This is a genomic window from Delftia sp. WY8, from assembly GCF_018437695.1.
GTDB lineage: Bacteria > Pseudomonadota > Gammaproteobacteria > Burkholderiales > Burkholderiaceae_C > Comamonas > Comamonas tsuruhatensis.
In genome coordinates this window covers 4,957,083-4,970,311 of the sequence record NZ_CP049795.1, presented here as the reverse complement: position 1 = coordinate 4,970,311, position 13,229 = coordinate 4,957,083, and the positions used below count along the sequence as shown (strand labels likewise).

The window sequence follows — 13,229 nt, the reverse complement described above, 5'->3', positions numbered from 1 at the left end:
CATTTCCATGTCCCGTCCCAACATCCTCTTCATCGTGGCCGATGACCTCGGCTATGCCGACCTCGGCTGCTACGGCGGCCGCGCGGCCGACTTCGGCCCGGTATCGCCCGTGCTCGACCGCCTGGCCGCCGGCGGCCTCAGGCTCACCCAGGGCTATGCCAACTCGCCCGTGTGCTCTCCCACGCGCTTTGCCCTGGCCACGGCGCGCTACCAGTACCGCCTGCGCGGCGCGGCCGAGGAGCCCATCAACAGCAGGACACGCGGCACGCCGCTGGGCGAGAAGCTGGGCCTGCCGCCGGACATGCCCACCGTCGCCTCCATGCTCAGGAATGCGGGCTACCGCACGGCGCTGATCGGCAAGTGGCACCTGGGCTACCCGCCGCACTTCGGCCCGCTGCGCTCGGGCTACGAGGAATACTTCGGCCCCATGTCAGGCGGCGTGGACTACTTCACCCACCTGAGCAGCTCGGGCCAGCACGACCTGTGGGTGGGCGAGGAGGAGCACCATGACGAGGGCTACCTGACCGACCTGCTGTCGCAGCGCAGCGTGGACTTCGTCCACCGCATGGCCCAGGGCGATGCGCCCTTCTTCCTGAGCCTGCACTACACGGCGCCGCACTGGCCCTGGGAAACGCGCGAGGACCGCAGCACGGCCGAGGCACTGGGCGCAGGCATTGCCCACCTGGACGGCGGCAACATCCACCAGTACCGCCGCATGATCCACCACATGGACGAAGGCATAGGCTGGATCGTCGAGGCGCTGCGCGCCAACGGGCAGCTGGACAACACCCTCATCGTCTTCACCAGCGACAACGGCGGCGAACGCTTCTCCGACAACTGGCCCCTGGTCGGCGGCAAGATGGACCTGACCGAGGGCGGCATACGCGTGCCCTGGATCGCGCACTGGCCGGCCGTGATCGCACCGGGCCGCAGCAGCCCCCAGCACTGCATGAGCATGGACTGGTCGGCCACGGTGCTGGATGCCGCCGGCGTGCAGGCGCCAGAGGGCCATGCGCTGGACGGCATCTCGCTGCTGCCCGTGCTGCGCGCCGAAGATGCCGAATTCCCACGCACCCTGCACTGGCGCATGAAGCACCGCGGCCAACGTGCCCTGCGCGATGGCGACTGGAAGTACCTGCGCGTGGACGGCATCGACTACCTGTTCGACCTTGCCGCCGACGAGCGCGAGCGCGCCAACCAGGCAGTGCGCGCGCCCGAGCGTCTGGCCGCCATGCGCAGCGCCTGGGAAGACTGGAACCAGGGCATGCCGCCCATCCCCGAGGACGCCACGGTCAGCCTGGTCTCTTCGGCCCGGGACATGCCCCAGCGCTGAACCGCGCTCCAAGGGGAAAAACGAAGGCGCCGGCACTGCGGCACCCCATGCCCGACAATAGCGGCCATGCTTTTGACCGCGCCCCTGGTGTCCTCCACCCAAGCCCCGCTGGAGGAAACGACCGAATGGATCATTCCCTATGCCGGCGGTCCGTCCTCGGATGCAGCGGATGACGCTGCCGTCGCGGCCGTCTGGGGCGGACTGGAGCTGCCCCATCTCCAATCCCTGCTGGCGCTGATGCAGCCCGCGCCCGCACAGACCGGCACGGAGATGGATTTTTCTCCCCCCCACGAACGCGCCCTGGCGCGCTCGCTGGGCCTGCCCGATGCACCGGGCCTGATTGCCTGGGCCGCCTGGCAGGCCGGTGAGACGGCACAGGCCTGCGCCTATGTCACGCCCTGCCACTGGCACATAGGCGCAGACCAGGTGCACCAGAGCGATCCCGCCACCACACCCCTCAGCGATGAGGAATCCCGCCAGCTGCTGGCCCTGCTGGCGCCCTGGTTCGCCGACGACGGCATCGTGCTGGAGTACCAGCAGCCGCAGCGCTGGCTGGCGCGCGGTGCGCTGTTCGATGACCTGGCCACGGCCTCCATGGACCGCGTCATCGGCCGCGACGTGCGGCCCTGGCTGCCCGATGCGCAGCAGGCGCGCGCCCTGCACCGCCTGCAAAGCGAGGTGCAGATGCTGCTCTACACCCATGTCTTCAACGACGCCCGCGCCGCGCGCGGCCAGGTGCCCATCAACGCCTTCTGGGTCCACGGCGCCGGGCGCCTGCAGCCCGGCACGGCCACCGGCGCCAAGGCCGCCGTGCAATGCCTGGACGACCTTCACGCCGCAGCCCTGCAGGGCAACCCCGCTGCGTGGCGCGAGGCCTGGAAGGCGCTGGACGCCGGGCTCATCGCCCGCCTGCTGGAGCGCGTGCGCGCAGGCCACCCGCTCACGCTGACGCTGTGCGGCGAACGCCATGCCATCGCATGGAGCAGCCGCCCGCCGCGCTGGCTGGACAGGCTGACGGGCCTTTTCGGCCCCCGCGCCCTGCCCGACCTGGGCCGCATGCTCTGACACACTGCCCATGAAAATCATTCCCCGCGAGATCCCTGCGCAGCAGGCCTGGGCACTGCGCCAGGCCGGTGTCCACCCGCTGCTGGCCCAGCTCTACGCCGCACGCGGCGTGTGCTCCGCCGACGAACTGGACGACACGCCCGCGCGCCTGCTGGCCCCCTCGGGCCTGCTGGGCATGGACGCCGCCGTGCGGCTGCTGGCCGATGCCATAGAGCGCGGCCTGCGCCTGTGCATCGTGGCCGACTACGACTGCGACGGTGCCACCGCCTGCGCCGTGGGCTGGCGCGGCCTGCGCATGCTGGGCGCGACCGAGGTCAGCTACCTGGTGCCCGACCGCGTGGTGGACGGCTACGGCCTGACACCCCCCATCGCGCGCCGTGTCAAGGAAACCGGCGCCGACGTGATGGTCACCGTGGACAACGGCATTGCCAGCGTCGAAGGCGTGGCCGAGGCCAAGTCCCTGGGCCTGCAGGTGGTCGTCACCGACCACCACCTGCCCGGCAACCACCTGCCGCTGGCCGATGCCATCGTCAACCCCAACCAGCCCGGCTGCAGCTTCGAGAGCAAGTCCATGGCCGGTGTCGGCGTGATGTTCTACGTGCTGCTGGCCCTGCGAGCCGAACTGCGCGCGCGCGGCCGCTTCGACAAGACCAGCCAGCCCCGTCTGGAGGCCCTGCTGCCCCTGGTCGCCCTGGGCACGGTGGCCGACGTGGTCCGGCTGGACGCCAACAACCGCCGCCTGGTCGCCCTGGGCCTCAAGCAGATACGCCGGGGCCAGATGCAGCCGGGCCTGCAGGCCTTGTTCGACGCGGCCGGCCGCAAGGCCTTTGCGGCCACCACCTTCGACTTCGGCTTTGCCCTGGGCCCGCGCATCAATGCAGCAGGCCGGCTGTCCGACATGACCATCGGCATCGAGTGCCTGACCACAGACGATGCGGGCCGCGCCGCCAACCTGGCCCAGATGCTGGACGCCATCAACCGCGAGCGCCGCGAGCTGGAAGGCGGCATGCGCGAGCAGGCCCTGCTCATGGCCGAGGGCCTGTGCACGGACGGCATGACGCCGCCGGCCGCCATCAGCGTGTTCGACCCCGATTTCCACGAAGGCGTGGTCGGCATCGTGGCCTCGCGCATCAAGGACCGCATGCACCGGCCCAGCTTCGTCTTCGCAGCCAGCGGCGCGCCGGGGCACGAGCATGAACTCAAGGGCTCGGGCCGCTCCATTCCCGGCTTTCACCTGCGCGACGCGCTGGACCTGGTATCCAAGCGCCACCCTGGCCTGCTGCTGCGCTTCGGCGGCCACGCCATGGCGGCCGGCTGCACCATTGCCGAAGCCGGATTCGCCGTGTTCGAGAAGGCCCTGGCCCAGGTGGCCCAGGAATGGCTGGACGCGGCCACGCTGACGCGGCGCATAGAAACCGACGGGCCTCTGGACCCGGATTTCCGCAAGCCGGAAATGGTCGAGCAGCTCAATCTCGCGGTCTGGGGCCAGGGCTTTGCGCCTCCCACCTTCAGTGAACAGCTGGAAGTGCTGTCACAGCGCCTGGTCGGGGAAAAGCACCTGAAACTGCAATTGCGCCATCAGGGCGAAACCGTGGACGGCATCTGGTTCGGCCATACCGACCCGCTGCCGTCATCGGCCTGCATTGCATTTCGCATGGACATCAATGAATGGCGCGGAGAGCGCAAGGTGCAATTCCTGATCGAGGGCGTTCATTCGGACATTTCCTAGAGATCCCACCGGCCCTTCACGGCGCCGCTCGGTTAATATCCCCGGTTTTTTGCAACAATTTATTGCAAATTCATTCCAAGAAAACCGGGGAAAAACTCATGACTTCTCGCCTGTGGCCTTGCACGGCCATTGCCATCACCCTGGCCGCCGGCCTTTCCGGCTGCGCCACCACCGAGCAATCGCGCACGCTTGAAACGGCCAAACCCGCTTCTGCATACAGCGCCTATCAAGGCCCGCGCAGCCCCATTTCCGTGGGCAAGTTCGACAACCGCTCCAGCTTCCAGCGCGGCATTTTCTCGGACGGAGTCGACCGCCTCGGTGGCCAGGCCAGAACCATCTTGGTAACCCACCTGCAGCAAAGCGGCCGATTCAGCGTGCTGGACCGCGACAACATGTCCGAGACCCACCAGGAAGCGGGCTTCAACCGGCAGGAGCAGGCGATCAAGGGCGCCACCTACGTCGTGACCGGCGACGTGAGCGAGTTCGGCCGCAAGGTGGTCGGGGACCGCCAGTTCTTCGGCGTGCTCGGCCGTGGCAAGGAGCAGGTGGCCTATGCCAAGGTCAGCCTGAACATCGTCCGGGTGCAGACCTCCGAAGTCGTCTATTCGGTGCAGGGCGCAGGCGAATACAGCCTGTCGAACCGGGAAATCGTGGGATTCGGCAGCACGGCCGGCTATGACTCCACACTCAATGGCAAGGTGCTGGATCTGGCCATCCGCGAAGCCGTGGACAAGCTGGCGGCCGGCATGGACAGCGGTGCATGGAAGCCCGCGCAATGAAGCAGATTCCCCATTCGGCCGCAACCCTGGCTGCACTGGCCATTTGCGCCTCGTTGGCCGGCTGCGCCGCACCGCGCCAGCCGCTGTATGCCTGGAACGATTACCAGCCCCAGGTCTATCAATACCTCAAGGATGACGGAAGCACAGGCGCCGAGGACCAATTGCTCAAGCTGGAAGAAACCCGCCTGAAGGTGCAGGCCGAGGGAAAGGCTTTGCCCCCCGGCTATCGCGCCCATATGGCCATGCTGTATTCCCGGACCGGCAACAACGAAAAGACGGTGCAGCAATTGGCAGAGGAAAAGCAGCATTTCCCCGAATCCGCCAAGTTCATGGACACGCTGCTGCAAACCTTCACGGCCCGCAAGGATTGAGATGCGCCTGAGCACACACATCAAGACCCTGGCCCTGGCCATGACCGTCGCACTGACCGGGTGCGCCACCACTGCGCCCTATGACTATTCGGCACTGCGGGCATCCAAGCCTGCATCCATCCTGGTCATGCCCGCGCTGAACCAGTCGCCGGAAGTGAATGCGCCGGCGGGCGTGCTGTCGCAGATCACGCTGCCGCTGGCCGAGGCTGGCTACTACGTCCTGCCCGTGGCGGTCACCGAGGAAATGTTCCGCCAGAACGGCATCGTCAGCGCCGACGATGCGCAGGAACTGCCCGTGGCCAAGCTCCGTGAAATCTTTGGCGCCGATGCGGCCCTGTACCTGAACATCCGCAACTACGGCACCAGCTATGCGGTGATCAGCAGCGCCTCGGTGGTCACGCTGGACGCCAAACTGGTGGACCTGCGTACCGGCACACAGCTGTGGGACGGCAGCGCCACGGCCTCCAGTGCCGAAGGCCAAAGCTCGGGCGGCGGACTGGTCGGCATTCTGGTGACGGCACTGCTCAACCAGATCCTGGACACCATGAACGACCGCAGCGTGCAGATCGCCTCCATCGCCAACCAGCGCCTGCTGTCGCCCATGGCGCAGCGCGGACTGCTGCCGGGCCCGCGCTCGCCCGACTACGGCAAACCGCGCAACTGACGAAGGCCTGCAGGCCGGCGCACATGGACGCGCCGGCCTGCATCCCCGCTCCTCCCGCTAGAAGGTCTCCCAGTCGTCGTCCGCGCCGGCCTTGGCAGGTGCCCGGGCGGGCGCCTTGGCCACAGGCGGCTGGATCTGGGGCGCCGGTGCATTGCGCACGGCGGCAGCCGGGCGTGCCGCGGGCGCGGGACGCGCCGCCGCTGCAGGGGCTGCTGCCGGTCGGCGCGCCACGGCGGCTGAACTGGCGGGCGCCTGCGCCCGGGCCGGTGCCAGCGCACTGCCTTCCTGCCCCAGCTTGAACACCGCCACCACCTCGGACAGGCGCCGCGCCTGGTCCTGCATAGCCAGCGCAGCCGCGCTGGATTCCTCGACCAGGGCCGCATTCTGCTGCGTCATCTGGTCGAGCTGGCTCACGGCCTGGTTGACCTGGCCAATGCCGTCGCGCTGCTCGGTGGACGAGGCGGTGATCTCGCCGATGAGGTCGCTGACGCGGCGCACGCTGGAGACGATTTCCTCCATGGAGCGCCCCGCCTGCTCTACCTGCTGCGAGCCCGACTGCACGTTGTCCACGCTGGTGGTGATCAGCAGCTTGATCTCCTTGGCGGCCTCGGCACTGCGCTGCGCCAGCGAACGCACCTCGCCGGCCACCACGGCAAAGCCCCGGCCCTGCTCGCCTGCGCGGGCCGCTTCCACGGCGGCGTTGAGCGCCAGGATGTTGGTCTGGAAGGCAATGCCGTCGATCACGCCGATGATGTCGGCGATCTTGCGGCTGCTGTCCGTGATCTGCTGCATGCTGGTGACCACCTGGGCCACCACGGCGCCGCCCTGCTCGGCCGCCTGCGCGGCCGTGGCCGCCAGCTGGTTGGCCTGGCGCGCCGTATCGGCCGACTGGGTGACGGTGGCCGTCAGCTCTTCCATGCTGGCCGCCGTCTCCTCCAGATTCGCCGCCGTCTGCTCGGTACGCGAGGACAGGTCCTGGTTGCCGCTGGCGATCTGGTTGGAGGCCGTGGACACGGACTCCACGCCCGAACGCACCTCGCCCACCACGCCGCGCAGCCGCTGGGCCATGCCGTTGAGCGCCTGCAGCAGATGGCCCAGCTCATCGCCCCGGTTGCTTTGCACCGACCCCGTGAGATCGCCTGCGGCAATGCCGTCGGCCAGCGCCACGGCCTGGTCCAGCGGACGTGTGATGGAACGCATGATGGCCATGCCCATGAACAGGCCCAGGGCCACGATGAGCGCGCTGGCCAGGGCGCCGATCCAGTAGGCCCGGGTGCGGTGGGCGACGCCCTCCTCGCGCGCCAGCTCGCTTTGGCGCTCCTGCTGCTGCACAAAGGCTTCCTGCGCCGTGTTGTAGCGCTCGGCCGCCGGGCGCAGCTGCTTTTCCACGATGTCGAAGGTGGAGGCGAAGTCGCTGGCCTTGCGCGCATCCTGGGCCGCCGAGTTGGCCTTGAGCGTTTCCCGGCGCTCGGCCGCCACGGCCTCCAGCGCCTGCTTGCCCTTGGCATCGAGCTGCAGCTCGCCCACCTGCTTTTGCAGCACGTTGATGCGTTCTATGCCCTTGCTCATCAGCGCGCGCTGCTGCGCGGCCAGCGTCTCGTCGGGCGACATGGCCGCGACGATGGAGCGCTCCACGCTCATCTGGGTCAGATGCCGCCACTCACGCGCCAGCGTGGCGCCGCGCTGCGCGGTCATCACGTCGGTGTTGATCTTCTCGTTGACTCCGTGCAGATAGAACAGGATGCCGCCGTTGACCGCCAGCATGCTCACCAGCAGTCCCAGCACCAGGGCCCAGAGTTTCTGGGCGACGGTGATTTGATTCAGATTCATGGAAAAACCGATCTTTTTTCTAACAATGCCGGAGCCTGGCCATGGCGCCCCGCCGACCTTCGCTCCGGGCAATCATTCTTGTCCACCCTTGACGGCGCCTGGCTGATCATCGTCATGCCGCTGTCACTATTGAGGGCGGTAAACCCGCACTCAGGGAAGTCCCCAGCCGCAGCGCCAGGCTCGGAAAAGGACCGACACCTACAATGGGCCGGTGCCCAAGTCCTATCTGAATGCCGATCTGCACAGCCACTCCGTGGTCTCGGATGGAACGCTGACGCCTGAACAACTGGCCGAACGTGCCGCAGCCCGCGGCGTGCAGCTGTGGGCGCTGACCGACCACGACGAGGTCGGCGGCCAGCACCGCGCAGCCGCCGCAGCGCGCGCCTGCGGCCTGGACTACCTGACGGGCGCAGAGATCTCGGTGAGCTTTGCAGGCACCACGGTGCACATCGTGGGACTGGGCTTTGACGCAGACGACCCGGCCCTGGTCGAAGGCCTGCATGCCACGCGCGACGGACGCGGTCCCCGCGCCCGCGAGATGGCCCGCCAGCTGGAGCTGGCCGGCATTGAAGGCAGCTACGAAGGCGCGCTGCGCTTTGCCGGCAATCCCGCGCTGATCTCGCGCACGCATTTCGCGCGCTTTCTCGTGGAATCCGGCCGCTGCCGCGACACCGGCGAGGTGTTCCGGCACTACCTGACCGAAGGCCATCCCGGCTACGTGCCCCATACCTGGGCGCGCCTGGCCGACGCCGTGCGCTGGATCACGCAGGCCGGCGGCGTGGCGGTGATCGCCCACCCGGCCCGCTATGCGCTGACGGCCAACGAGGAGTACGCGCTGTTTTCCGAATTCAAGGCCCATGGGGGCCAGGGCGTGGAGGTCGTCACCGGCAGCCACCGCCCCAGCGAGTACGCCGTCTATGCCGACATGGCCCGCGAGTTCGGCCTGGCCGCCTCGCGCGGCAGCGACTTCCACAGCCCCGAGGAGTCGCATACCGACCTGGGCGACCTGCCCTACCTGCCGGGCCAGCTGACGCCGGTATGGGAACTGCTGGGCGAGCGCATTCAGCCGGCCTGAGCCCTTCCCGCAAACAACGCACACCATGGTCCTACGCTTCGAAGCCCACCCCGACAATCCCCAGCCCCGTCTCATCAAGCAGGCCGCCGACATGCTGCGCCAGGGCGCCATCCTGGCCATTCCCACGGACTCCAGCTATGCCCTGGTCTGCCATCTGGACGACCGCCCTGCGGTGGAGCGGCTTCGCCGCATCCGCCAGATCAACGACAAGCACCACCTCACGCTGCTGTGCCGCGACCTGTCGGAGCTGTCCAGCCATGCGCGCGTGGACAACCGCCAGTACCGGCTGTTGAAGCTGGCCACGCCGGGCCCCTACACCTTCATCCTGGAAGCCTCCAAGGAAGTGCCCAAGCGCCTGAGCCACCCCTCGCGCAAGACCATCGGCCTGCGCGTGCCGGACCGCAAGGGCACGCAGCTGCTGCTGGAGCAGCTGGGCGAGCCGCTGATCGCCACCACGCTGATCCCGCCCGGAGAGACCGAGGCCCTGCATGACGCGGATGCCATCCTGGAGCGCTTTCCCCACGAGCTCGATGCCATCGTCGATGCAGGTGCCTGCCCCTCGGAGCCGACCACGGTGATCGACCTGGTGCCCATGGCCCTGGGCAATCCGCCCACCGTGGTGCGGCAAGGCCGGGGCAGCCTGGAGGCCCTGGGCCTGGAAATGACCTGAATCACCCCACCCCCCGCACAAACATCAACGCCGGGCATGCCCGGCGTCTGTTTTTGCAGCTTGATCCTGAAAGGCGTTCAGTGCTGCGCCCACTCCAGGGGCGGGGGTGCAGCAGCCGGCACGCGCTGCAACGGCCTCGTCACAGCGGCGGACAAGACTGCGGCGGGAGCCATCGACGGCTTCTGCGGCTGCACCCGCACGCCAGCGCCAGCGTCCTGCGGCTCGTCATCGAGCTTGAAGGCGCCCACGGCCTGCTCCAGCTCCTGGGCGCGCTCGCTCAGCGCCGAGGCCGCACGCGAGGCCTGATGCACCAGGGCCGCGTTCTCCTGGGTGGCGCTGTCCATGTGGCCCACGGCGGCGTTGACCTGGGCAATGCCTTCGCTTTGCTCGCGCAGGGCCTGCGACATTTCGCCGAGCAGGCCCGAGACCTGGCCCACGGCGCCGACAATCTCCTGCATGGTGGCGCCCGCCTGGTTGACCAGGCCCGCGCCGCTTTCCACCTGGCGCACGCTGGTGGTGATCAGTTCCTTGATCTGCTTGGCAGCCTCGGCCGAACGGCCGGCCAGGCTGCGCACCTCGCTGGCCACCACGGCGAAGCCCCGACCCTGTTCGCCCGCGCGTGCCGCCTCCACGGCCGCGTTCAGCGCAAGGATATTGGTCTGGAAGGCAATGCCTTCGATGACCTGGATGATGTCCACGATCTTGCGCGAGCTGCCGCTGATGGCCTCCATGGTCTGCACCACCTCGCCCACCACGGCCCCCCCGCGCCTGGCCGTGGACGATGCATCGACGGCCAGGCCGCTGGCCGAATGCGCGCGCTCCGCGTTCTGGCGCACGGTGGCCGTGAGTTGCTCCATGCTGGCCGCCGTCTGGGCCAGCGCCGAGACCTGGGCCTCGGTGCGGCGCGACAGGTCGGTGTTGCCGGCGTCGATCTCACCGGCCGACAGGCCGATGGAATCCGTGGACTGCTTGATGCGGCCGACCAGCTCGGTCAGCGTGTCTTCCATGGTGCCCAGCGCGCCCAGCAGGCGGCCGAAGTCGCCCTGCAGCTCGGTCGAAAACTCCTGGCTCAGGTCGCCGGCGGCCACCGTTTCGGCAATCAGGATGGCCTGGCCCAGCGGCTGCACGATGCCGCGCCGCAGGCTGAACCAGGCCACCAGGGCCAGTGTGCAGACGGCCGCCCCCAGGCCCAGCACCCACCAGCGCGTGTGCACCAGCGCCTGCTCGGCCACCGTGGTCGCCCCGCCGGCCGCCAGCGCCTGCTCGGCCTGCCCCAGCGAGAGCACCGTGACCGCCATCATCGTGAACACCAGCAGATTGATACCGCCGAACGCAATCACCAGCCGCCAGCCTATCGGCAGCCTGCCCAAGCCCAGTACGCCCACGTGCCACCTCTTGTCCATATGGCCCGAGGGCCTTGGTGAAAAACCTGTTGATTCGCCCATCGCATTGCTGTTTCATTTTGCAACATAGAGGCGGCTGTTGCCAATCCGCGGGAAACCACCATATCCGGTCGGCCGCAGCGCTGCGCACGGGCTCTGGCGGTGCCCAGCGGCAAGGGTGGCCGCCGTCTGAGACAATGCCCGCCGTGGACATCTCCAACCTCATCCAGACCGTACTCATCTATGCCCTGCCCGTGCTCTTCGCGATCACGGTGCACGAGGCTGCCCACGGCTATGCCGCACGCCACTTCGGCGACAACACGGCCGCCATGATGGGACGCATCACGCTCAACCCCATCAAGCACATCGACCCCATCGGCACCATCCTGATGCCGCTGCTGCTGTATTTCGCCACCTCGGGCGCCTTCCTGTTCGGCTACGCCAAGCCCGTGCCCGTGCGCTTCGACCAGTTGCGCAACCCCAAGCGCGACATGATCTGGGTGGCCCTGGCGGGCCCGGCCTCCAATTTCGTGCAGGCGCTGATGTGGGGCGTGCTGCTCGTGGTTCTGGTCGGATCGGGAGTGGGCGAGCGCTTCTTCATTGAAATGTGCCGCGCCGGCATCCTGGTCAATCTGGTGATGTGGGCCTTCAACCTCTTCCCGCTGCCGCCGCTGGACGGCGGGCGCATCCTCGTCGGCCTGCTGCCCTGGCGCCAGGCGCAATGGGTGGCGCGGATCGAACCCTGGGGATTCTTCATCGTCATGGGACTGGTCATCGCCGGCGTGGTCGGCAGCCTGTGGCTGCGGCCGCTGATGGATCTCGGCTATGCCGTGATCGATCTCGCGTTGACGCCGCTGATCGCGCTGCTGCGCTGAACGCGCGGCAGACCCGCCCAGCCTGCCCGTCAGATTCCCTTCTTTTCTCTCTATTGCCTGTCGCAGTCTCCCGTCATGAGCACCATCCGTTTCCTCACCGGCATCACTCCCAGCGGAACCCCGCACCTCGGCAACTATGCCGGCATGCTGCGCCCGGCCATCGCGGCCAGCCGCTCGCGCGAGGTGGAGAACTTCTACTTCCTGGCCGACTACCACGCACTGATCAAGTGCCAGGACCCGGCGCGCGTGCAGCGCTCCACCATCGAGATCGCGGCCAGCTGGCTGGCGGCGGGGCTGGACCCCGAGCATGTGACCTTCTACCGCCAGTCCGACATCCCCGAGATCCCCGAGCTGTGCTGGCTGCTGACCTGCGTGACCGGCAAGGGCCTGCTCAACCGCGCCCACGCCTACAAGGCGGCCGTGGACAAGAACCACGCGGACGGCGCCGAGACCGATGACGGCGTGACTGCCGGCCTGTTCATGTACCCCGTGCTGATGGCTGCCGACATCCTGGCCTTCAACGCCCACAAGGTGCCCGTGGGCCGCGACCAGGTCCAGCACATCGAGATGGCGCGCGACATGGCCTCCAGCTTCAACCACATCTATGGCGGCGAGTTCTTCACGCTGCCCGAGGCACAGGTCGAGGACAACGTGGCCACGCTGCCCGGCCTGGACGGCCGCAAGATGAGCAAGAGCTACAACAACACCATCCCGCTGTTCTCCACGCGCGAGCAGCTGCGCAAGCTCATCGGCAGCATCACCACCGATTCGCGCACGCCCGGCGAGCCCAAGGAAGTCGAGGGCTCGGCCCTGTTCCAGATCTACCAGGGCTTTGCCAGCGAGGAAGAAACCGAGGCGCTGCGCCGCCAGTACGCCGAAGGCATTGCCTGGGGCGACGCCAAGCAGCAGCTGTTCGAGCGCATCGACCGCGAGCTGGCCCCCATGCGCGAACGCTACGAGCACCTGGTGGCCCATCCGGGCGAACTGGAGGACATCCTGCAGGCCGGCGCCACCAAGGCCCGCCGCGAGACCCTGCCCCTGATCCGAGAACTGCGCTCGGCCGTCGGCCTGCGCAGCCTGGCCCAGGCCCCCGTGGCCGCCAAGGCCAAGGCCGCGAAGCAGGCCCTGCCCCAGTTCAAGCAATACCGCGAAGCCGACGGCAAGTTCTACTTCAAGCTCGTGGCTGCCGACGGCCAGCTGCTGCTGCAAAGCCTGGGCTTCGACGCCCCCAAGGAAGCCGGCCAGGCCATCGGCCAACTTCAAAGGGAAGGCGAGGCGGCCCTGTCCGCACTGCAGTCCCGGCTGCAGCCCGCCGACGCGCAGTTGGTGCTGGCCGCCCTGCAGCAACTGCGCGATGCTTCGGAGTAAGGGTAAGCTTCGCTTGAGAAACCGCATATTTGCGGGCAGTCTTGCCCGCAAGCCCTGCGCCCGGGATTCTGGCGCTTGCGTGAAAGGA

12 protein-coding genes are annotated in these 13,229 nt (G+C 68.1%); 10 read left to right on the top strand and 2 right to left on the bottom strand.

From position 1 onward, the window contains the following. The first annotated feature begins 7 nt into the window (after window positions 1–7). From G4D77_RS22865 to G4D77_RS22840, 6 genes are all read left to right on the top strand, one after another. Window positions 8–1,333, top strand: a complete 1,326-nt coding sequence (locus G4D77_RS22865) for a sulfatase family protein (RefSeq protein WP_154833642.1) — start codon at window positions 8–10, stop codon at window positions 1,331–1,333. 66 nt (window positions 1,334–1,399) lie between these two features. Next, window positions 1,400–2,398 (top strand): hypothetical protein, encoded by a 999-nt coding sequence (locus tag G4D77_RS22860; RefSeq protein ID WP_063328199.1) that lies wholly within the window; start codon window positions 1,400–1,402, stop codon window positions 2,396–2,398. Window positions 2,399–2,408: 10 nt separating this feature from the next. Beyond that, the gene (gene recJ, locus G4D77_RS22855; protein WP_154833641.1) at window positions 2,409–4,127 is read left to right on the top strand and encodes a single-stranded-DNA-specific exonuclease RecJ; all 1,719 of its coding nucleotides are present in this window, start codon (window positions 2,409–2,411) and stop codon (window positions 4,125–4,127) included. Between the two features lie 98 nt (window positions 4,128–4,225). After that, the gene (locus G4D77_RS22850; RefSeq protein ID WP_154833640.1) at window positions 4,226–4,906 is read left to right on the top strand and encodes a CsgG/HfaB family protein; all 681 of its coding nucleotides are present in this window, start codon (window positions 4,226–4,228) and stop codon (window positions 4,904–4,906) included. Further along, window positions 4,903–5,277: a DUF4810 domain-containing protein gene (locus G4D77_RS22845; protein WP_016445722.1), complete on the top strand. Its 375-nt coding sequence runs from the start codon at window positions 4,903–4,905 to the stop codon at window positions 5,275–5,277. Before G4D77_RS22850 ends, G4D77_RS22845 begins: the two co-directional genes overlap by 4 nt. 1 nt (window position 5,278) lies before the next feature. Further along, window positions 5,279–5,941, top strand: coding sequence for a DUF799 domain-containing protein (locus G4D77_RS22840; protein ID WP_017407772.1), 663 nt, complete (start codon window positions 5,279–5,281; stop codon window positions 5,939–5,941). Between the two features lie 57 nt (window positions 5,942–5,998). Here the strand turns inward: G4D77_RS22840 and G4D77_RS22835 are convergent, their stop codons facing one another. Further along, window positions 5,999–7,771, bottom strand: a complete 1,773-nt coding sequence (locus tag G4D77_RS22835) for a methyl-accepting chemotaxis protein (RefSeq protein WP_046984442.1) — start codon at window positions 7,769–7,771, stop codon at window positions 5,999–6,001. A gap of 211 nt (window positions 7,772–7,982) precedes the next feature. On the opposite strand from G4D77_RS22835, the gene G4D77_RS22830 reads away from it, so the two are divergent. Both G4D77_RS22830 and G4D77_RS22825 read left to right on the top strand, forming a co-directional pair. Further along, entirely contained in the window at window positions 7,983–8,846 is an 864-nt protein-coding gene (locus tag G4D77_RS22830) for a 3',5'-nucleoside bisphosphate phosphatase (RefSeq protein ID WP_016445719.1), read from the top strand. Window positions 8,847–8,871: 25 nt separating this feature from the next. After that, window positions 8,872–9,516 (top strand): L-threonylcarbamoyladenylate synthase, encoded by a 645-nt coding sequence (locus G4D77_RS22825; protein WP_016445718.1) that lies wholly within the window; start codon window positions 8,872–8,874, stop codon window positions 9,514–9,516. A 77-nt stretch (window positions 9,517–9,593) separates the two neighbouring features. Here the strand turns inward: G4D77_RS22825 and G4D77_RS22820 are convergent, their stop codons facing one another. Further along, window positions 9,594–10,919, bottom strand: a complete 1,326-nt coding sequence (locus G4D77_RS22820; RefSeq protein WP_154833639.1) for a methyl-accepting chemotaxis protein — start codon at window positions 10,917–10,919, stop codon at window positions 9,594–9,596. A 176-nt stretch (window positions 10,920–11,095) separates the two neighbouring features. On the opposite strand from G4D77_RS22820, the gene G4D77_RS22815 reads away from it, so the two are divergent. Together G4D77_RS22815 and G4D77_RS22810 are read left to right on the top strand one after the other, a co-directional pair. Then, window positions 11,096–11,773: a site-2 protease family protein gene (locus tag G4D77_RS22815; protein ID WP_016445716.1), complete on the top strand. Its 678-nt coding sequence runs from the start codon at window positions 11,096–11,098 to the stop codon at window positions 11,771–11,773. 75 nt (window positions 11,774–11,848) lie between these two features. Further along, window positions 11,849–13,141 (top strand): tryptophan--tRNA ligase, encoded by a 1,293-nt coding sequence (locus tag G4D77_RS22810; protein ID WP_017404606.1) that lies wholly within the window; start codon window positions 11,849–11,851, stop codon window positions 13,139–13,141. Window positions 13,142–13,229 lie beyond the last annotated feature (88 nt).

Excerpts from the sequence above, each read along its gene's own strand:
- G4D77_RS22825 (WP_016445718.1), top strand. The coding sequence starts at position 8,872 with ATGGTCCTACGCTTCGAAGCCCACCCCGACAATCCCCAGCCCCGTCTC.
- G4D77_RS22835 (WP_046984442.1), bottom strand. The coding sequence starts at position 7,771 with ATGAATCTGAATCAAATCACCGTCGCCCAGAAACTCTGGGCCCTGGTG.
- G4D77_RS22810 (WP_017404606.1), top strand. The coding sequence starts at position 11,849 with ATGAGCACCATCCGTTTCCTCACCGGCATCACTCCCAGCGGAACCCCG.
- G4D77_RS22860 (WP_063328199.1), top strand. The coding sequence starts at position 1,400 with ATGCTTTTGACCGCGCCCCTGGTGTCCTCCACCCAAGCCCCGCTGGAG.
- G4D77_RS22815 (WP_016445716.1), top strand. The coding sequence starts at position 11,096 with ATGCCCGCCGTGGACATCTCCAACCTCATCCAGACCGTACTCATCTAT.
- G4D77_RS22820 (WP_154833639.1), bottom strand. The coding sequence starts at position 10,919 with ATGGACAAGAGGTGGCACGTGGGCGTACTGGGCTTGGGCAGGCTGCCG.
- G4D77_RS22845 (WP_016445722.1), top strand. The coding sequence starts at position 4,903 with ATGAAGCAGATTCCCCATTCGGCCGCAACCCTGGCTGCACTGGCCATT.
- recJ (WP_154833641.1), top strand. The coding sequence starts at position 2,409 with ATGAAAATCATTCCCCGCGAGATCCCTGCGCAGCAGGCCTGGGCACTG.
- G4D77_RS22840 (WP_017407772.1), top strand. The coding sequence starts at position 5,279 with ATGCGCCTGAGCACACACATCAAGACCCTGGCCCTGGCCATGACCGTC.
- G4D77_RS22850 (WP_154833640.1), top strand. The coding sequence starts at position 4,226 with ATGACTTCTCGCCTGTGGCCTTGCACGGCCATTGCCATCACCCTGGCC.
- G4D77_RS22865 (WP_154833642.1), top strand. The coding sequence starts at position 8 with ATGTCCCGTCCCAACATCCTCTTCATCGTGGCCGATGACCTCGGCTAT.